A 19,107-nucleotide genomic window follows, 5' to 3' on the forward strand; every position below is an offset into this window, starting at 1 on the left:
TCGATGACAGAGGGGCGCATCGCGATCGTCACGAACGCGAGGCGGGCTGCGGTGGACGCGAGAATGCCGACAGACGAGCGGCATGATCGCGGACGGTGAAGTCGTGTGGTTCTGGCGCGCCCATGCAGGCGCCAAGTCTTGCGGACGTGATGATCCGCACGGCGACGGTGGCAATCAAGCCTGGTTCACCGGGAAGAGCACGAANTAAGCCGTAAACCACTCGCGCGGGGAAGGCCGGTGTGATCACCGCCTGTACCTGTGGTCAACGCGCGCTTCGCGCAAGTTTTTTTTGCGCGGAGGCCCCGGGTGCAGCGGCCACCCGGCCTTCCCTGCGCCCTCTGTTCTCTAGGGAGGGTGACCGTGATGCACGACTCGGGCGAAAGGCGTCGCGAGAATGCGCCTACTTGTCCCTACGCCGTCATTCCGGGGCGCCTTGAAGAGGCGAACCGGAATCTCGAGATCCTCAGGTGCGCAATTGCGTACCATAGTTCGGTGCTTCATCGCCCCGGAATGACGGCATAGGCAGTTCGAAGATTCCCTCGGAAAATTGCCGATGTCGCTGGAACGAGGCTCTAGATCAGCAGCTCCGCCTTCCAGGCGCCCTGCCCGACGCTCGCCAGATTGTATTCGCGAAAGCCCGACGTGGACCAGAGAACAGCTACAGCTTCACGGCCCGCAGCCGCAACGCATTCCCGACGACGCTCACGGACGAGAGCGCCATCGCGGCCGCCGCGATGATCGGCGACAGCAGGATGCCGAAGGCGGGATAGAGGATGCCCGCGGCGATCGGGATGCCGGCGGCGTTGTAGATGAAGGCGAAGAACAAGTTCTGGCGGATATTGCTCATGGTGGCCTGCGACAATTTGCGCGCGCGCACGATGCCGCCAAGATCGCCCTTCAGCAGCGTGACGCCGGCGCTTTCCATCGCCACATCGGTTCCGGTCCCCATGGCGATGCCCACTTCCGCGGCGGCAAGCGCCGGCGCGTCGTTGACGCCGTCGCCGGCCATCGCGACGATGCGGCCGGCATCGCGCAATCTGGCCACCACCGCGCTCTTCTGATCGGGCAGCACCTCAGCCTCGACTTCGGACAGTCCGAGCTTGCGCGCGACCGCCGTCGCGGTGGTGCGGTTGTCGCCGGTCAGCATGATCACGCGGATGCCCTCACCGCCAAGCTCCTTCAACGCCTCCGGCGTCGAGGCTTTGACCGGATCAGCGATCGCAAACAATCCGGCGAGCTTGCCGTCGACGCTCATGTTGATCACGGTCGCGCCGTCCTGGCGCAGACGCTCCGCCTCGCCGGCGAGCGCAGCCGTTTCGATGCCGAGCGAGCCGAGATAGTTGGTATTGCCGAGCACGATGGATTTGCCGTCGACCTTCCCGGTCGCGCCCTTGCCGGTCGGGGAATCGAACTCCTCGACCGGCTTCAGCTCGAGTTTGCGTTCCCCGGCCGAGCGCGCGATGGCATCCGCCAGCGGGTGCTCGCTGGCGCGCTCGACGCTTGCCGCAAGCTGCAAGAGCTGGTCCTCCTCAAATCCGGCAGCCGGGACGATGGCAACCACCTTCGGCTTTCCTTCTGTCAGCGTGCCGGTCTTGTCGACCACCAGCGTGTCGACCTTCTCCATACGCTCGAGCGACTCCGCGTTCTTGATCAGCACGCCCGCCTGAGCGCCGCGGCCGACGCCCACCATGATCGACATCGGTGTGGCCAATCCCAGTGCGCAGGGACAGGCAATGATCAGCACGCTCACGGCCGCCACCAGGCCGAACGCCATCTTCGGATCGGGCCCGAACCAGCTCCAGGCGGCAAAGGCGAGAATCGCGACGGCGATCACCGTCGGCACGAACCAGCTTGCCACCTGGTCGGCGAGCCGCTGGATCGGCGCACGCGAGCGCTGCGCGTCCGCGACCATCTTGACGATCTGCGAAAGCAGCGTGTCGCGGCCGACCTTTTCGGCGCGCATCACGAAGCCGCCGGATTGATTGAGCGTGCCGGCAATCACCTTGGTACCGACGTCCTTGGTGACCGGCATCGATTCGCCTGTTACGAGCGATTCGTCGAGCGCCGAGCGGCCTTCGAGAATGATGCCGTCGACCGGCACTTTTTCGCCGGGACGGACCCGCAATCTGTCGCCGACCTGAAGCGTATCGATCGCGACCTCATGGTCGACGCCGTCCTCGCCGATCTTCCGAGCGGTCTTTGGCGCGAGCTGAAGCAGCGCCTTGATTGCTCCCGATGTCGCTTCGCGCGCGCGCAATTCCAGCACCTGCCCGAGCAGAACGAGGACGGTGATGACGGAGGCTGCCTCGAAATAGACCGCGACCGCGCCATCATGTCCACGGAACGTGGCGGGGAAGATTTGCGGCGCAAGCGTGCCGGCAAGGCTATAGAGATAGGCCACACCGGTGCCCATCGCGATCAACGTGAACATGTTGAGGTTGCGCGTGACGATGGATTGCCAACCGCGAACGAAGAACGGCCAGCCCGCCCACAGCACGACGGGCGTTGCGAGAACGGATTGGATCCAGTTGGAGAGGGTCTGGTCAATGAGGCCGTGGCCGCCGACAAGATGGCCGCCCATTTCAAGAACCACTACGGGCGCCGACAACGCGAGTCCGATCCAGAAGCGCCGCGTCATGTCGATGAGCTCGGGATTGGGGCCGGTCTCCAGGCTCGCGACCTCGGGCTCGAGCGCCATGCCGCAGATCGGGCAGGTGCCGGGTCCAACCTGCCGCACCTCCGGATGCATCGGGCAGGTGTAGATCGTGCCGGCGGGCATTTCGGGTTCCGGCTTCGTCTTGTCGAGGTATTTTGCCGGATCGGCCGCGAACTTGGTACGGCAGCCGGCGGAGCAGAAATGGAAAGTTTCGCCGCGATAGTCGAAGCGGTGCTTGGACGTCGCCGGATCGACGCTCATGCCGCAGACGGGATCGCGGACGGTTTGGGCTTCATGACGATGCCCGTGGGCGGCGTGATCGGCGTGGCCGCCGCAGCAAGCGGATTTCGCAGTCGGAGCGGGGGCTTTGGCAGCGTAGCCTGAATGAGCCTCGTGATCCGAATGCGTATCCGCCATCTTCGCCATCTGAATCCTCCGATCTCTTGCAACCCATACCCGGTAGGGGTATATAAGCGACATGCGAAACGACATCAAGGCATCCGTGCAGAAACGCCTGAGCCGGATCGAGGGCCAGGTTCGCGGCCTCTCAAAAATGGTTGAAGAGGACCGCTACTGCATCGACATCGTCACCCAGATCGCAGCGGTGCGCGCCGCCTTGCGCCGGGTTGAGGAAGAGGTCTTGCGCGACCACGTCGCGCATTGCGTCGAGCACGCCATTGCCAGCGGCGACAAGGCAGACCAGCGCCAGAAGATTGCGGAGCTGATGGCGGTGATCGGGCGGTCGGACAGGTAGGCGCGATCAGGTCGCGTCCTGCATTCGGACTATCCCCCTCATCCTTCGAGGCTCGTGGAGCCCGTCATCAGGCCGCGCTTCGCGCGGACCCGTTGGCTCGCGCCTCCAGCGACAAACGGCGAAGCCGTTTGCGCAGGGATGACGGATCGCGCGTCGGAGACACTAAGCCGCGATCGCGCCGCCCTCGCCGCGCCGCTCCGGCCGCCGGAGCTCGACATGTTCGCTGCGCAGGAAATGTTCGTCCACGGCGATGCGCTCCACCAGTGTGCGCGCCTCGTCCGCCGGCGTCACTTCTTCAGGCGTAAGCGGCGCCTGCGCGTCAGTCTCTTCAGGAACAAGCGACGGCGAGTCGACCGCTTCCTGAAACACACTGAACTCGCCCGCTACCTCCGGGAGCGGCTTCTGCTTGTCCGCCCAGTGCAGGGCCGTGTAGTCGAAGCCGTGCACGATCGTGGGTTTGACGACTTCGAAATAGGGCGAGATGTCGAAGTCGCGCGGCATGTAGAGCGAGGAATCGCGAATATGCAGGATCTCGCGTCGAGCCTGCCGCGAGCCTGCGCGCGTGATCTTGGGCAGGATCGGATAGCGCACGGCGTCGAAAGCCTGCGCGATCAGCGCCGAGCAAATCATCTTTGTGGGATCGCCCGAGCCGAACGCGATCAAGCGCCGCCGCCAGCGCTGCGGCACCGGCAGCGGAATCAAATACCGCATCAGGTCGAGGATATTCTTGGTGTCGTAGCCGAAGCCGATCCGGTTGATGGCATAACGGCACACGGTGTTGCGGTCCTCGAAGGACAGACCGACCGGCCGGCAAATTCTCGTGTGATACGAATAGTACTTGGACAGCGGCGCCGATACGACGCCCTCGCCGACATTGGCCTCGATCAGCACGTGCGGTTCGCCATCGGGCTCCGCGGCACCGTCGACCGGGCCGACATAAAGCGCGGCATGCGACCAGGTGGACTGGGTCAGGTACTTGATGATGCCGGAAACGCGGTTATTGCCTTCGACCAGCAGCACGTCGCCGGGTGCGATCACGCCGCGCAGATATTCCGGGTCGCTCGGCGTAAACGGCTCATAGCCGGGCAACTCGGTCTGCAGGTAACCGGCGATCAGCTTGCCGATGGTATCGAGCATGACGCCCATGAGGATCCCCCCGAGCGGCCTTGCCGGCCGCCTTTTTCCCTTCTCATATCATGACAAACGGCCGTTGCAATTTCGTTCACGAGGCGAGCTGGATCAATCATGATTGATTCACCATGACGGGTTGCCGCGCAGGAGGAGATGCGGCAAGTTCGCCTCACGTTCTCGCGATCTCAAAGTTTCGGAAACCATACCATGACGATGACGCGCCGCGGCTTTCTTTCGGCGTCCGCGGCCCTTGCGGCAACGCCCGTTTTCGCCGCGCCCCCGCGGGCCGCGGCACCTGCGCCGAGAGAGGCCGATATTGTCGTGATCGGCGCGGGTGCGGCCGGCATTGCTGCGGCACGACGCGTCTTGGCCGCTAATCGCAAGGTCATCGTGGTCGAAGCAACGAGCCAGATCGGCGGTCGCTGCGCCACCGATGTAACAACCTTCGATGTGCCGTTCGACCGGGGCGCGCGCTGGATCCATAATCCCGAGACCAATCCGCTCATCAAATTGGCCCGCGACGCGGGCCTTGATGTCACGTCTGCCTCGCTTGGCCAAAAGATTCGCATTGGCCGTCGCTTCGCCCGCGCGGGCGAAACGGAGGAATTTCTCGCCGCGTTGGTGCGCGCCAATCGGGCCATCGATGATGCCGCACGCGGCAGGTTCGATGTGTCCTGTGCCTCGGTACTGCCAAAGGATCTCGGCGACTGGTCCGGAACAGTGGAATTCATGCTTGGCCCGAACGCGACGGGCAAGGATCTGAAAGAGCTTTCCGCGTTCGACAAGGCGCGCGCGCAAGACCGCACTGCCGTGCTCGGCTGTCGGCAGGGGCTCGGCACGCTGATGGCGAAGCTCGGCGGCCAGTTGCCGATATCGCTGTCGACACCCGCTACGCGGGTCGGTTGGTCCAATCGCGACGTTGCGGTGGAGACGCCCGCCGGCAAGATCGTAGCGCGCGCCGCCATTATCACCGCATCAAGCAATGTCCTTGCCGGCGGCGCCATCAAGTTCACGCCCGACCTTCCCAAGCGCCAGCTCGACGCCGCGGCGAACCTCGGCCTCGGCAGTTATGATCACATCGCGCTGCAACTGCCCGGCAATCCCATGGGCCTAGGCCATGACGAGATGCTCATCGAGCAAAGCAATGCAACGCGAACCGCAATGCTGCTGGCCAATGTCGCCGGTTCGTCGCTGTGCGTGGTTGATGTTGCGGGCTCCTTCGGCCGCGATCTCACCGCGCAAGGCGAGAAGGCGATGGTCGCCTTTGCGACGGAGTGGCTGACGAAGCTGTTCGGCAGTGATGCGACATCGGCGATCAAGCTGACCAGCACGACGCGTTGGAACGCGATGCCTTACGTGCGCGGCGCGATGTCGGCGGCTGTGCCCGGCGGCCAGCCATCGCGCAAGACCCTGGCCGAGCCGGTCGGCAGCCTGTTTTTCGCCGGCGAGGCAACCCACGAGACCCTCTGGGGAACAGTCGATGGCGCCTGGGAAAGCGGCGAGCGCGCAGCGGACGCGGCCTTACGCAAGATCGGCGCGCTGAAGGAGGCTGAGCCGGCCGCGCCACCGCCGCGAGGTGCAAAAACCTATCGCCGCAGCGAGCCGAGGCGATCGGCCGCGCCTTTCGATTGATGTAGCCGCGTCAGCCGTGGCGCAGCACGCCGTCGAGGATCGGCAGGCCGACGATCACAGCCAGGGCGATCAGGACGTAGCAAATCGCGCGGAATACGTCCTGGCTCGCGCGGCCGAACAGCAACGCCCCGAAAGCAACGCCGATCGCATAGACCGGTCCGACCAGGAGTGAGAGCCTGATGGCGTCCAGATTGATGAGGCCTGCGAGCACGTAGCTCGCGAGCGAGAAGAAATCGGACGCCGCGAAAAACAACACGATATTGGCGCGCGCAATCTCGGCCTTGACGGGTCGGCCAAGCCAATAGCCGACGATTGGCGGACCTCCGGTCTGCGCGAGTCCGCTGCAAAAGCCGGACAAGCCACCGATGCCGATCGATAGCGCGAGGTGGTCCTTGCCCCGGTAGCGCCAACCGGACAGCAGCAGCACCAGCAGTGCGGCTACAAAGGCCGAGATGATCCAGCGCGTGCTGACCGGATCGAGCCGGGTGAGAAAGTAGGTTCCGACCGGCACGCCGACCAACGCGCCGGTGACGATGATCGCGGTGGCCTTGCGGTCGCCATGCTTCCACGCATTCGGGATCAACGGCGCGGCGGCGATGAAATCGATGATCAGCAGCAGTGCCGCGACAAGTCGCGGCGGGGCCATGCTGCTCGCCAGGGGCATGAAGATCAGCGCTGAGCCGAAGCCGGAGAAGCCCCGCGCCGTTCCGGAAAGGAAGGCGATGGCGCAGATGCCGATGGCCGCCCGGATGCCGACTTCGGCCGGAACCAGGCCGAGCGGCATCATCCCCGCAACGTGCCGCCGGTCTTTCTGGCGACCTCGGCGACGATCTTGGTGGCCACCGCCTCGATCTCCTCGTCGGTCATGGTCTTCTCGCGCGGCTGCATGACGACGGAGATCGCGATCGACTTCTTGCTCTCATCGATGCCCTTGCCTTCATACACGTCGAAAACGCTGACGTCGGTGATGAGCTTCTTGTCGACCCCTTGTGCTGCCCGCACGATATCGCCCGCCTTCACATCGCGGTCGACGATGAACGCGAAATCGCGCGACACCGGCTGGAACGCCGACAGTTCGAGTGGCGGCTTCGCTCGCGTCGGCCGCTGTTTGCCTTGCGGGATCCGGTCGAGAATGACTTCGAACGCCATCAGCGGCCCATCGACGTGCAGCACCTCAAGCGTGCGCGGATGCAGTTCGCCGAAATAGCCCAGCACATTCTGCGGACCCATCTGGATCGTGCCCGAACGTCCCGGGTGCAGCCAGGTCGGGCCGCCAGGCACGATCTGCAGTGCCTGCATCGGCGCGCCCGCCTCTGCAAGCACCGCCAGCGCGTCGGCTTTGGCATCAAATGCGTCCGCTGTCTTCGAACTCGACCAATGTCGGCCGATCCCTTGCGGCGTCGCAAAGCCATGGCGGACGCCCGCCGCGGCGACGAACTGATCCTGCGGCCGATCGCCACGGAAGACCTGTCCGACCTCGAATAGCGCGACGTCCGAAAAGCCCCGATCGGCATTTGCCTGCACGGCCGCGGCCAGTCCCGGCAGAAGCGAGGGCCGCATGTCCGAAAGATCCGCTGCGATCGGGTTCGCCAGCGCGAGTTCGCTCTTGCCACCACCGAACAGTTCGGCCGCCGGCTTCGAGATGAAGGACCAGGTCACCGCTTCCACCATGCCGCGCGCGGCGGCGGCGCGTTTGGCGCGGCGAGTGCGCAACTGGATCGGCGTCAACACCGGCTTGCGCGGCGCATCACCGCGTTCGAACGGCGTCTCCGGCACCTTGTCCACGCCGACAATGCGGACGATCTCCTCGACGATATCGGCTTTGCCTTCGACATCGGAGCGCCAGGACGGAATCGCGACCTTCACGACCGGGCCGTTGCCGGCCATCATGAAGCCGAGATGGGACAAAATGCGCCGCGTCTCGGTGAGCGACACCTCAAGGCCGGCAAGCCGCTTGACTTCGGTCAGCGGGAAATCGATGACGCGGTCATCGGCGAACGCCTTGCCGACGACGACGTTTTCCGAGGGCGTGCCGCCGCACAGCTCCAGCACCATCCTGGTTGCGAGCTCGAGCCCCGGCACCATGAACGCCGGATCGACTCCGCGCTCGAAGCGGTAGCGTGCATCTGAATTGATGCCGAGCTTGCGTCCGGTCTGGGCGATGTTGATCGGATTCCACAGCGCCGATTCGATCAGCACGTCGGTGGTGTTCTCGTCACAGCCGGAAGCTTCGCCGCCCATGATGCCGGCCAGCGACTCCACGCCATGTTCGTCCGCGATGACGCACATGCTACTGTCGAGTTTATATGTCCGGCCATCGAGCGCCAGCAGGCTCTCGCCCTCGCGGCCGCGCCGCACGACGAGACTCCCTCTCACCTTGCTGGCATCGAACACGTGCAGCGGGCGGGCACGGTCGAACGTCATGAAGTTGGTGATGTCGACCAGCGCGTTGATCGGGCGCAGCCCAATCGCGGACAGACGCTGCTGCAGCCATTTGGGCGAGGGACCGTTCTTCACGCCACGCACCAGCCGCAGCGCGAAACCCGGGCAGAGGTTTTCCTCCTCAACCGTGACCTTCACCGGACAGGCAAATTCGCCCTTGATCGGCTTGATCGCCGGCTCCTTGAGCTTGCCCATGTCGGCGGCGGCCAAATCGCGCGCAACACCATGCACGCCGGTGCAGTCGGGCCGGTTTGGGGTGAGATTGATCTCGATCACGGGATCGCCCAGCCCCGCCCATTCGGCATAGCTCTTGCCGACCGGCGCGTCCGCCGGCAACTCCATGATGCCGTCGTGATTCTCGGACAGCTCGAGTTCGGCCTCCGAGCAAAGCATGCCGCGGCTCTCAACGCCGCGGATGGTGCCGACCGAGAGCGTAATGTTCTTGCCCGGGATGAAGGTGCCTGGCGGTGAGAACACGCCGATCAGGCCAGCGCGCGCATTCGGCGCGCCGCAGACGACCTGCACGGGGGCGCTCCCGTTGCCGGTATCGACCATGCAGACGCGCAAGCGATCGGCATTCGGGTGCTGCTCGGCCGAAATCACCCGCGCAATGGTGAAGGGCTTGAGCAGTTTGGCCTTGTCCTCGAGATTTTCGACCTCGAGTCCGATCATGGTGAGCTTATCGGCGAGCTTTTCGAGCGGCTCGTCGGTGTCGAGATGTTCCTTCAGCCAGGACAGCGTGAATTTCATGCGCTCAGCCCTCCCGCCAGCGTCGGGACCTCGAGCGGCCTGAAGCCGTAATGGGTGAGCCAGCGCACGTCGCCGTCGAATAACTGCCGTAGATCATGCATGCCATATTTCAGCATGGCGATGCGGTCGATGCCCATGCCCCACGCAAAACCCTGGTACTCATCGGGATCGATATTGCAGGCGCGCAGCACGTTCGGATGCACCATGCCGCAGCCGAGAATTTCCAGCCAGTCCTCGCCCTCCCCGAAGCGGATTTCGCCTTTGTCGCGCCGGCATTGGATGTCGACCTCGAGCGACGGCTCCGTGAAGGGGAAGAATGACGGCCGGAAACGCATATTGATGTGATCGACCTCGAAGAACGCCTTGCAGAACTCGTGCAGGATCCATTTGAGATGGCCGAGATGCGACCCCTTGTCGATCACGAGCCCCTCGACCTGATGGAATTGCGGCGTGTGGGTCGCGTCCGAATCGATGCGATAGGTGCGGCCCGGGCAGATCACGCGGATCGGCGGCTTTTGGCTCAGCATGGTACGCACCTGTACCGGCGAGGTATGGGTGCGGAGCAACAGGCGCGAGCCGTCTTCCTTCGGGTTGAAGAAGAAGGTGTCGTGCATCTCCCGCGCCGGGTGGCCGACCGGGAAATTCAGCTTGGTGAAGTTGTAGTCGTCGGTCTCGATGTCGGGGCCTTCGGCGATGGAAAAGCCCATATCGGCAAAGATCGTCGTCAGCTCGTCCATCACCTGGCTGAGCGGATGAATCCGGCCCGCCTCGGCCGGTGCTTCGCGTACCGGCAGGGTGACGTCGATGGTCTCGCTGGCGAGCCGTGCGTCAAGCGCGGCGGATTTCAGGACTTCGCGGCGCGCGGCTAGCGCGGATGTCACCTTGTCCTTGGCGAGGTTGATCGCGGCGCCTTGCGTCTTGCGCTCCTCCGGAGACATCTTGCCGAGTGTCGAAAGCAACGCCGAGATGGAGCCTTTCTTGCCGAGCGCGGCGACGCGTACCGCTTCCAGGGCGGCCTCATCGCCTGCTGCGGCGATCTGGGCGAGGATGGTTTGTTCAAGGCTGGCAAGGTCGGACACAGTCAGTCTCTTCCTTCAAAGGGCGGCTCGTTGTCGCCGTGCAAGGGCCGGAACGTCAAGCGAAAAGCCTGTAAACCTCGACGCCTCCGGCGTTGTTGACCCTTTCGATTGCGGGCTTCACCAATGGAGCGAACAAAGAAGGTGTCGCGCGATGCGTAGCGAATTCCCTCTGGCTGCCGTGATCGTGTATCTCGTCTCCACGGCCCGGCATTTGCCGGCCAATGCCCTGCCAAATCCACCCAGATGGATGATGTGATCACCGCGCTGAACGAAGCCCCGAATTGCGACCGCGCGATGAAAGTGTTCGAGGCCTGCGAATACGGCGCGAGCGGCGACGTCCAGTTCGGCGCAATCGTGCAGAAGAAATGCGAGGCGGATTTCTTGACGCGCCTGCGGGCGCCCCAAAAGCTCGGCTATCAGCGCGGCCTGCGGGCCTGCGAGCGGAAATACCAGAACGAGTCCGGCACCATGTATCTTTCGTTTGCCGCGTTCTGCCGGGCGGAACTCGCCCAGCGCTACTCGCATCAGGCGCTGAAAGCAGCGAGCGCCGGCGCCCGCTAGCCTCGCGTTTTCGCCGTCAGGCGGCGAGCGCCGCCTTGGCCTTCTCGGCGATCGCCTGGAACGCAGCCGGTTCGCGGATAGCGAGATCCGACAGCACCTTGCGATCGACGACGATGCCGGACTTGGAAAGTCCGTCGATAAATCGGCTATAGGTCAGGCCAAACGGGCGGACCGCGGCGTTAAGGCGCTGAATCCAGAGCGCGCGGAAGGTGCGCTTCTTGCGCTTGCGGTCGCGGAACGCATATTGGCCGGCCTTTTCGACCGCCTGCTTGGCGACGCGGATGGTGTTCTTGCGGCGGCCGTAATAGCCCTTGGCGGCCTTGTAGACTTTCTTGTGCTTGGCGTGGGCGGTCACACCGCGTTTGACGCGAGACATGACTGATATCCTTCAATGTGATCTGGTGATGGGAGATGCCGCGCGGGGCGGCCAAAACTCGTTGCGCGAAAAGTCCGATCAGCCGTTCGGCAGAAAGTACTTTTTGATATTGTCGCCGTCGGTCTTGAACAGCACGCGCGTGCCCCGGAGCTGACGAATCTGCTTGTTCGTCCGCTTGATCATGCCGTGGCGCTTGCCGCGCTGGGCATGCATCACTTTGCCGTTGGCAGTCACCTTGAAGCGCTTCTTGGCGCCCGATTTGGTCTTCAGCTTGGGCATTTGGCTCTCCTTGATGGCCGCAACACGAACGCGCCCGCGAGGGGCGTCGGCCGGCTAAAATGCTCGTTAGAGCGTTGGAAGTGCTCAGGTTTTCTGACAAAGGCAGGAAACCGCACCATTGATCGCCACGGCAGCCCGTAATCAGCCGGGCGATCGAAGGCTGCGCTTATGACAGAGAGCGGCGCAATTGGCAACGATGAACCGCGCAACCCATATGCCGAGGACGCGATATTGGCCTCCCGAAGCTTGATCGGAGCAGGACGATGACGATTGCACTCAAGAATTCAGCGAATCTCACTCCGTTTCGCCGCTTTCGAACCCGGCTCCTGGTGCTGGCCATTGCGGCGATGGCCGCCTCAATCGCTCCCGGCACGGCGGATGCACGAACGCGGGCCCCCGGCGCCTATGCTTATCCGGGTCCCTATGCCTATCCGGGCCATTATGACGGCGTCTGGAACGTCGTTTTCGCGACCACGCGCGGGACCTGCAGTTCCGGTCTTAGCGTTCCCTTCACAGTCTGGGGTGGCCGCGTGTCGTCCGCGGGCGGGGGCAGGGTCAATGGCCGGGTCAGCCCCGCCGGCATGGTGGCGGTCAGCGTCAGCGTCGGCGCGTCCCGCGCCTCGGGCGGAGGCCGGCTAGTTGGCAATTACGGCGCCGGCGCTTGGCGCGGGATCATTTCCGGCGCCCCCTGCAGTGGCACCTGGCAGGCGACGCGCGGCTGAGGAGGAGTTGAGGCAAAAGACGCAGCCCCGCCACTGCGGGGCCGTTTCCGTCTTGCCCTGATCCGTCCTGCCCTGAGGTGTGGGCCTCGATGGAACGAGGTGCCGGAGGCAGGCCCCGGCTCTCGCCGGGGCTGGATGCAAATCAGCGCGGTGCTAGCACCATCACGACCTGGCGTCCCTCGAACTTGGCATCCTGTTCGACCTTGGCAATGTTGGCGACGTCGCCTTTGATCTTGTCCAGGAGCTTGGTGCCGATCTCCTGGTGCGCCATCTCGCGACCGCGATAGCGCAACGTGATCTTGACCTTGTCGCCCTCCTCGAAGAAGCGCTGCATCGCGCGCATCTTCACGTCGTAATCGTGGTCGTCGATCATCGGCCGGAGCTTGATCTCCTTGATCTCGACCGTCTTCTGTTTCTTGCGGGCTTCCGCGGCCTTCTTCTGCGCCGAATATTTAAACTTCCCGTAGTCCATAATCTTACAGACGGGAGGGCTGGCGTTCGGCGAAATCTCTACCAGATCCATGCCCGCTTCGAGGGCCATCTTGATAGCAACCACGGTCTCGACAGTGCCGCGGTTGGTGCCGTTCTGATCGATCAACTGGATCTGCGCATTACGAATATCATCATTGACGCGCGGCCCGTCTTTGCTGGCAGCGGGCGGGGCTCTATTGGGACGGCGAATGGGTCCTTCTCCAAGGTTGTGAACGATGTCGATATTTTGAAGTAATAAGCTTCAAGGGGCAAGCGCACTCGCGTGAGGGTGTGCGAAAAAGCACGACGCACGAGGCATATTGGCCACGCCCGTCGAGATAGCGAGCGAGAGAGTATTTCGCAAGCACATGGAAAGCCCTAAAGCCTGGTCGCCCTCGCGTTGGGCGTGCCCACTCAAACAGCAGATCCGAGTAAACGCTCCATGACCAGTTCCGCCGCAACCGATCAGCCGGCTTTCATCGAGGTTGGCAAGGAGCCGGCGCGCCGGATCGCAGTGCGTGTCCGCCAAGGTGGCTCGCCCGGGTTGTTCTGGCTCGGCGGCTTCAAATCCGACATGAAGGGCACCAAGGCGCTGGCGCTCGACGCCTGGGCCGCCGAGCATGGCCGTGCCTGCGTGCGGTTTGATTATTCCGGCCACGGCGAATCCGACGGCGATTTCCTCAATGGTACCATCGGGCACTGGCTGGAAGAGAGCCTGGCCGTGTTCGCGCAATTCTGCCGCGGGCCGCAGGTGGTGATCGGCTCCTCGATGGGCGGCTGGATGGCGCTGTTGCTGGCGCGCGAAGTGGCGAAGCGCAAGGGCGATTCCCGTGGAGCCGATGGCTCGCTTCAAAGCAGTGCGTCCATCGCCGGCCTCGTGCTGATCGCGCCGGCGCCGGATTTTACCGAGGAGCTGATGTGGAAGGGCTTTTCGCCGCAGGCCCGTCGGGAGATCCAGGAAAAGGGCGTCTGGCATCGGCCGTCCGAATATGGCGATCCCTACCCCATCACCAGGAACCTGATCGAGGAAGGTCGCAACCACCTGCTTCTTGGCACGAGCATTGACGTCGGGTGCCCGGTTCGCATCCTGCAGGGGGCGCGGGATGCCGACGTGCCCTGGCAGCACGCGCTGCGGCTGGCGCATCGACTGCCGGCGGAAGACGTGGTGCTGACCATGATCCAGGATGGCGATCATCGTCTGTCGCGGCCGCAGGACATCGCGCGCATCATTGCCGCGGTTGCCGAGATGGCGTGAGTTACGACAACGCCCCTGCGCGGCAGCTAGGAAACGCATCGCCATTCCTCGCGCACGGCTTCGTCGCTCTCCGCAAGGCTCGCTTCTGCCGCCAGCGCCTCAAACCGCTCCCGCGGCAGCAATTGCGATAGCGCCCACACGGCGGCGCCGCGAACCAGCGGGCTGGCATCGGAAAGCAATCGCTCCGCTGCTGGCGCGAGCGCCGGATCATTCGAATTGCCGATTGCCGTCAGCACGTTGCGGACAAATCGGTCGCGGCCGATGCGCTTGACCGGCGATTTCGCAAACAGCGCACGAAATGCCGCGTCGTCGAGCCGCGCAAGCCGTGCGAGTTCAGGGCTGCGCAATTCGGCGCGGGCCGCAAGTTTGGTCTCCCGCCCCGCTTGCGCGAACTTGTTCCATGGGCACACCGCCAGGCAGTCGTCGCAGCCATAGATCCGGTTGCCGATGTTCTTGCGAAATTCGCGCGGGATCGCGCCCTTGTTCTCGATGGTGAGATAGGAGATGCAGCGGCGTGCATCGAGCCTGTAGGGCGCGGGGAACGCCGCCGTCGGGCAGATATCGAGGCAGGCATGGCAGGAGCCGCAATGGTCGATCTCGCGCTCGTCGCGCGGCAGATCGAGCGTGGTGAAGATCGCGCCGAGAAAAAGCCATGATCCAAATTCGCGCGACACCAGGTTCGTGTGCTTGCCCTGCCATCCCAGCCCGGCCGCCTGCGCGAGCGGTTTTTCCATCACGGCGGCGGTATCGACGAAGACCTTGACCTCGCAGGGGCTGGCTGCGACGAGCCATCGCGCCAGCGTCTTCAGGCGCTTCTTGATCACGTCGTGATAGTCGTCGCCGCGCGCATAGACCGAGATCGCACCGCGCGAGCGCTGCTTGAGGATGTCGAGCGGATCCTCGTCCGGCCCGTAGTTCACCCCAAGCATGATCACCGAGCGCACCTCGCCCCACAGCCCGCGCGGGTCGGCGCGGCGCTCCGGTCGAGCTGCGAGCCAATCCATGTCGCCATGGGCCCCGGTCGCGAGGAACTCGTAGAAATGCTGTCGCGCATCCGCGATCGTATCGGGCGCGGCAACGCCGACGCAGTCGAATCCGAGCGCGCGCGCCTCGCTCGTCAGCGCGGCCCTCAGTTCGGTGAGCCGTTTCTTGTCGCTCTCGCTCAGAAATCGAGATCCACATAGGTCCGCGACGCCGGCACGCCCGCCAGCCATTCGGACAGCAGCGGACGGAACGACGGACGCGACTTGATCCGCGCATACCAGGCCTTTGCTGCGTCGTTCTCGATCCATGGCACGTCACCGAGATAATCGATCGCCGAAAGATGTGCCGCCGCGGCGAGATCCGCATAAGTCAGCCGCTCGCCCGCCAGATAGTTCCGCCGCTGCGCCAGCCAGCCGATATAGGCCAGATGATAGCGCACATTGGTCTTGGCCGCGCGGATCACGTCGGCCGCAGGCGGGCCGCCGCCATCTTCCTCGCTCATGAAGCGCTTATAGATGCGCTCGGTGACCAGCGGATTCGAGGCCTCCTCGAAGAATTTCTCGTTGAACCAGGCCATCAGGCGGCGCACCTCGACGCGTTCGCTCATCGAGGTCGGCAGCAGCCGGCGGTCGCCCATCTCATGCCCGCGGGTCTCGTCGATGTATTCCGCGATGATGGCGGCGCCGGGTATGGCAGGCTCGCCTTCGGTGAATAATACCGGCGTGGTACCGGCCGGATTCATCGCCAAAAAGCCCTCGCGCCGCTCCCAGGCGCGCTCTTCCACCAGCTTGAGATCGAGGCCGTATTCGCCGAGCACGAGCCGGATGAAGCGCGAATGCGGACAGAACGGGTGATGGAACAGTGTGAACATCAGCCTTGTGAATATTAGGGGGTGCTTAAGAAACCACCAACTTTGGTCGGAAGCGGCGAAACTACCTAAGCAAACGTCCGAGGCAATGGCCGCGTGCGCATTTTGCGATTGCGGCAAGGAAACGAATACGCCACAAGAACGCGTCATTTTGGCCGAATTCCGATCGTATCAGACCTCCGACCCACAACAGGACAGAGAATGATCTCAGATACGCTGCGTGCGGTAATCCTCGGCGTCGTCGAGGGTGTCACCGAGTTCCTGCCCGTGTCCTCGACCGGCCACTTGCTGCTCGCGGGTCGCTTCTTCGAACTCGGCGAAGACAATTTCTGGAAGAGCTTCGACATCCTGATCCAGCTCGGCGCGATCCTGGCAATCGTCGCGCTCTACTTTGTGAAGTTGTCGCGGATCGCGCTCGGCACGTTCAGCGACCCCTTCGCTCGCCGCTTCGTGATCGGCGTGCTGCTCGCGTTCTTGCCTGCGGTCGTCATCGGCCTGATTGCTGGAAAGTACATCAAGGAGTTCCTGTTCAATCCCTGGGTCGTGTGTTTCTCGCTGATCGTCGGCGGAGCCATCCTGCTCTGGGTCGATCAGCTCGACCACAAGCCGCGCTGGCACGACGCCACGAAATTCCCGCTGCTGACCTATCTGTGGATCGGCATCGCGCAGTGTCTGGCGATGATTCCGGGTACGTCCCGATCCGGCGCGACCATCGTCTCGGCGATGCTGCTCGGGGCCGACAAGCGCGCGGCGGCGGAGTTCTCGTTCTTTCTCGCCATCCCGACCATGATCGGCGCGTTCGCCTATGACTTCTACAAGAACCGCGCCGACATGACGGCCGATCATCTCGGCATCATCGCGATCGGCTTTGTCGTGTCGTTCGTCACCGCGATCATCGTGGTGAAGACCTTCCTGGAATACGTCACGCGGCACGGCTTTGCGCTGTTCGCATGGTGGCGCGTCATCGTCGGCACGCTCGGCTTGGTCGCGCTGGCGATGGGGCGGTAAGGCTTTCACAGCCTGCGCCCGGCGAAAGCTGTTGACCCGTCATCCTTAAGGTGCGAGCCACCGGGTCCGCGCAAAGCGCGGCCCGATGACAGGCTCCACGAGCGTCGAAGGATGGCCCGCCGTATCTATACACGGGCCGTCTCCCTCGAGGCTCGCTTCGCGAGCGCCTCCAGCGACAAACGGCGAAGCCGTTTGCGCGGGGATGACGGGGATAGCTGGCAACAGAGGCGGATTCGATTTTCAAACAGCAGGAGGATGCGAGTGCGCATTCTCGCGACGAAATTCGTCCGAGTTTTGCTCAACGACCACCCTCTCGAGAATCAGAGGGCGCAGGGAATGCCGGGTGCTGGCTGCACCCATGGCCACCGCGCAAAAAACTGCGCAACGCGCGCGTGTTGACCAACAGGTTCAGCCGGAGCAGTCCGGCATTCCCTGCGCGGTGGTTTACGGCTTACTCCGTGCTCTCCTCGGTGAACCAGCTTGTTTGCCACCGTCGCCCGCGCGATGTCTTCGCGAACTTGGCGCCTGCATGGGCGCGCCAGGACCACACGACTTGACCGTCCGCGAAAGTCGCCGTTCGTCACTCGGCACTTCCGCGTCCACCGCATCCCGTCTCTCGTGTCGTGACGATCGCGATACGCGGTCGTCCCGGCGGAAGCTCGGGACCCATACCGCGGTGCGCGTCCGTAGTTGGTGCGAGTCTTACGCGCTCTTCCGCTGGAACTGCCCGGCGGGGCGGAAGCGCCAGAGATATTGCGGGGCGATCGCTTCCAGCGAATCGGGCGTGATCCCGAGCCCTTCGAGCGTCAGCCCCGCAGCCTTCGCTGCCTCCGAGACGACATTGTCGGTGCGCAGCAGCTCGACCTGGTCCGGCGTCAGCTTCAGCGCGCCGGGCGCGAACTGCAGGAACGCGGCCTGGAATTTCGCAAGTCCGAACGGCAGCGAGACCAGCGCGCGGTCGCGGTCGGTGATCTCAAGGATGAGCTCCATGATCTCGCGCATGGAAAGAACTTCGGGGCCGCCGAGCTCGTATGTGGCGCCCGGCCTGGTCTTGCCATCCGCGGCCTCCGCGATTGCGGAGGCAACATCGCCGACATAGACCGGCTGCAGCTTTGTGACCCCGCCGCCGATCAGGGGCAGCATCGGCGAGATCCGAGCCAAGGCCGCAAAACGGTTGGTGAATTGATCCTCAGGCCCGAACATGACGGAGGGACGCATGATGGTCGCGGACGGCAGCGTGGCCAGCACCGCCTTTTCGCCGGTAGCCTTGGTGCGAGCATAGGCCGAGGTCGATTTGTCGTTGGCGCCGATCGCGGAGACATGCACCAACTCGGCCCCAGCGGCGGCCGCCGCCTTGGCCACGGTCTCGGCACCGGCCGCCTGGACCGCATCGAAGGTCTGCGCGCCGCTTTCGGCGAGGATGCCGACCAGGTTGATGGCGAGCTGGGAATCGCGCATCGCCGCCTCGACGGAAACCGGGTAGCGCAGATTGGCTTGCACCGCGTGGATCTGCCCGGCCCGCCCCAGTGGTTGCAGGTACCCGGCCAGCTCCGGCCGCCGCACCGCCACGCGGATGCGGTAGTCGCGCTTGGCCAGCGCCCGGACCACGGCTCGGCCCAGAAAACCCGATCCGCCGAAAACCGTAACCAGGGTATCCAGATTCGAAGGCATGGGTAACGTGTCCTAAGGGGCCAAATTCGAGGGAACGGCAGGCATTTAGCGGATTTGCCGATACGCCATCAGGCGATTTCTGTACAGCTTAATCAGAATGCAAATCTGCAATTTGACAAGCGCGCGACGGCCCCGTAGTAACCGCCCCCATGCCCAGGTGGCGGAATTGGTAGACGCGCTGGCTTCAGGTGCCAGTGGCCTCACAGCCGTGAAGGTTCGAGTCCTTTCCTGGGCACCATTTTTCCTTCGGTGCAGATGCGGTAGGGCGGGTTAGGCGAAGCCGTAACCCGCCGAAGGTGCGGACCCGGCGGATTACGCCTCCGGCCAATCCGCTCTACGGGCTTCCTGGGCACGATTTTGCGGATTTCGACGCAAAATAGTGTTGCCTGCGATCGATGGAGGTAGCAGGCCGGTGACCCATGCATCGCCGTCGTGACGAGGCGCCCCATCGCGCCAAACCAGTACGCT

General features: G+C 63.9%; 17 protein-coding genes and 1 tRNA gene. 7 read left to right on the top strand and 11 right to left on the bottom strand.

Features of this window, described 5'->3' with window-relative positions; translation table 11 throughout:
• Nucleotides 1-658 precede the first annotated feature (658 nt).
• Complete coding sequence (locus tag F758_RS0139195; RefSeq protein ID WP_024512932.1) at nucleotides 659-3,073, bottom strand: heavy metal translocating P-type ATPase; 2,415 nt, start codon at nucleotides 3,071-3,073, stop codon at nucleotides 659-661.
• 61 nt (nucleotides 3,074-3,134) lie between these two features.
• Here F758_RS0139195 and F758_RS0139200 point away from each other — a divergent pair, with 61 nt between their 5' ends.
• A complete protein-coding gene (locus tag F758_RS0139200) occupies nucleotides 3,135-3,410 on the top strand; it encodes a metal-sensitive transcriptional regulator (RefSeq protein ID WP_024512933.1) in 276 nt (91 codons plus the stop codon).
• A 162-nt stretch (nucleotides 3,411-3,572) separates the two neighbouring features.
• Here F758_RS0139200 and F758_RS0139205 read toward each other — a convergent pair whose 3' ends face one another.
• On the bottom strand, nucleotides 3,573-4,556 hold the full coding sequence (locus tag F758_RS0139205) for a YiiX/YebB-like N1pC/P60 family cysteine hydrolase (protein ID WP_024512934.1): 984 nt from the start codon (nucleotides 4,554-4,556) through the stop codon (nucleotides 3,573-3,575).
• Nucleotides 4,557-4,748: 192 nt separating this feature from the next.
• Between F758_RS0139205 and F758_RS0139210 the strand changes: the two genes are divergently transcribed.
• The gene (locus tag F758_RS0139210; protein WP_024512935.1) at nucleotides 4,749-6,173 is read left to right on the top strand and encodes a flavin monoamine oxidase family protein; all 1,425 of its coding nucleotides are present in this window, start codon (nucleotides 4,749-4,751) and stop codon (nucleotides 6,171-6,173) included.
• Nucleotides 6,174-6,183: 10 nt separating this feature from the next.
• Here F758_RS0139210 and F758_RS0139215 read toward each other — a convergent pair whose 3' ends face one another.
• Genes F758_RS0139215 through pheS form a run of 3 tightly spaced genes read right to left on the bottom strand, consistent with a single transcriptional unit; the run spans nucleotide 6,184 to nucleotide 10,444 of the window.
• The gene (locus F758_RS0139215; protein WP_024512936.1) at nucleotides 6,184-6,960 is read right to left on the bottom strand and encodes a sulfite exporter TauE/SafE family protein; all 777 of its coding nucleotides are present in this window, start codon (nucleotides 6,958-6,960) and stop codon (nucleotides 6,184-6,186) included.
• Nucleotides 6,957-9,365, bottom strand: a complete 2,409-nt coding sequence (gene pheT / locus F758_RS0139220; protein ID WP_024512937.1) for a phenylalanine--tRNA ligase subunit beta — start codon at nucleotides 9,363-9,365, stop codon at nucleotides 6,957-6,959. The genes F758_RS0139215 and pheT overlap by 4 nt, the downstream gene beginning before the upstream one ends.
• Nucleotides 9,362-10,444, bottom strand: coding sequence for a phenylalanine--tRNA ligase subunit alpha (gene pheS, locus F758_RS0139225; protein WP_024512938.1), 1,083 nt, complete (start codon nucleotides 10,442-10,444; stop codon nucleotides 9,362-9,364). The genes pheT and pheS overlap by 4 nt, the downstream gene beginning before the upstream one ends.
• A gap of 243 nt (nucleotides 10,445-10,687) precedes the next feature.
• Between pheS and F758_RS45685 the strand changes: the two genes are divergently transcribed.
• A complete protein-coding gene (locus F758_RS45685) occupies nucleotides 10,688-11,005 on the top strand; it encodes a hypothetical protein (RefSeq protein ID WP_024512939.1) in 318 nt (105 codons plus the stop codon).
• Nucleotides 11,006-11,021: 16 nt separating this feature from the next.
• On the opposite strand, the gene rplT is transcribed toward F758_RS45685, so the two are convergent.
• On the bottom strand, nucleotides 11,022-11,381 hold the full coding sequence (rplT, locus tag F758_RS0139235; RefSeq protein ID WP_024512940.1) for a 50S ribosomal protein L20: 360 nt from the start codon (nucleotides 11,379-11,381) through the stop codon (nucleotides 11,022-11,024).
• A gap of 78 nt (nucleotides 11,382-11,459) precedes the next feature.
• Nucleotides 11,460-11,660: a 50S ribosomal protein L35 gene (rpmI, locus tag F758_RS0139240; protein WP_024512941.1), complete on the bottom strand. Its 201-nt coding sequence runs from the start codon at nucleotides 11,658-11,660 to the stop codon at nucleotides 11,460-11,462.
• Between the two features lie 263 nt (nucleotides 11,661-11,923).
• Between rpmI and F758_RS0139245 the strand changes: the two genes are divergently transcribed.
• Complete coding sequence (locus tag F758_RS0139245; RefSeq protein ID WP_024512942.1) at nucleotides 11,924-12,382, top strand: hypothetical protein; 459 nt, start codon at nucleotides 11,924-11,926, stop codon at nucleotides 12,380-12,382.
• A 142-nt stretch (nucleotides 12,383-12,524) separates the two neighbouring features.
• Here the strand turns inward: F758_RS0139245 and infC are convergent, their stop codons facing one another.
• Nucleotides 12,525-13,064, bottom strand: a complete 540-nt coding sequence (infC, locus tag F758_RS0139250; protein ID WP_024512943.1) for a translation initiation factor IF-3 — start codon at nucleotides 13,062-13,064, stop codon at nucleotides 12,525-12,527.
• A 231-nt stretch (nucleotides 13,065-13,295) separates the two neighbouring features.
• Between infC and F758_RS0139255 the strand changes: the two genes are divergently transcribed.
• Nucleotides 13,296-14,108 carry an alpha/beta hydrolase gene (locus F758_RS0139255; RefSeq protein ID WP_024512944.1) on the top strand — a complete coding sequence of 271 codons (813 nt, stop codon included), beginning with the start codon at nucleotides 13,296-13,298 and terminating at the stop codon, nucleotides 14,106-14,108.
• A gap of 26 nt (nucleotides 14,109-14,134) precedes the next feature.
• Here the strand turns inward: F758_RS0139255 and queG are convergent, their stop codons facing one another.
• Together queG and F758_RS0139265 are read right to left on the bottom strand one after the other, a co-directional pair.
• On the bottom strand, nucleotides 14,135-15,322 hold the full coding sequence (gene queG, locus F758_RS0139260) for a tRNA epoxyqueuosine(34) reductase QueG (protein ID WP_024512945.1): 1,188 nt from the start codon (nucleotides 15,320-15,322) through the stop codon (nucleotides 14,135-14,137).
• A complete protein-coding gene (locus tag F758_RS0139265) occupies nucleotides 15,271-15,963 on the bottom strand; it encodes a glutathione S-transferase family protein (RefSeq protein ID WP_024512946.1) in 693 nt (230 codons plus the stop codon). The genes queG and F758_RS0139265 overlap by 52 nt, the downstream gene beginning before the upstream one ends.
• Nucleotides 15,964-16,161: 198 nt before the next feature.
• Here F758_RS0139265 and F758_RS0139270 point away from each other — a divergent pair, with 198 nt between their 5' ends.
• Entirely contained in the window at nucleotides 16,162-16,968 is an 807-nt protein-coding gene (locus F758_RS0139270; protein WP_024512947.1) for an undecaprenyl-diphosphate phosphatase, read from the top strand.
• 702 nt (nucleotides 16,969-17,670) lie between these two features.
• Here F758_RS0139270 and F758_RS0139275 read toward each other — a convergent pair.
• Nucleotides 17,671-18,639 (bottom strand): complex I NDUFA9 subunit family protein, encoded by a 969-nt coding sequence (locus F758_RS0139275; RefSeq protein WP_024512948.1) that lies wholly within the window; start codon nucleotides 18,637-18,639, stop codon nucleotides 17,671-17,673.
• Nucleotides 18,640-18,790: 151 nt separating this feature from the next.
• Here F758_RS0139275 and F758_RS0139280 point away from each other — a divergent pair.
• Nucleotides 18,791-18,877, top strand: a tRNA-Leu gene (locus F758_RS0139280).
• The last annotated feature ends 230 nt before the right edge of the window (nucleotides 18,878-19,107 follow it).

Source organism: Bradyrhizobium sp. ARR65 (assembly GCF_000472385.1).
GTDB lineage: Bacteria > Pseudomonadota > Alphaproteobacteria > Rhizobiales > Xanthobacteraceae > Bradyrhizobium.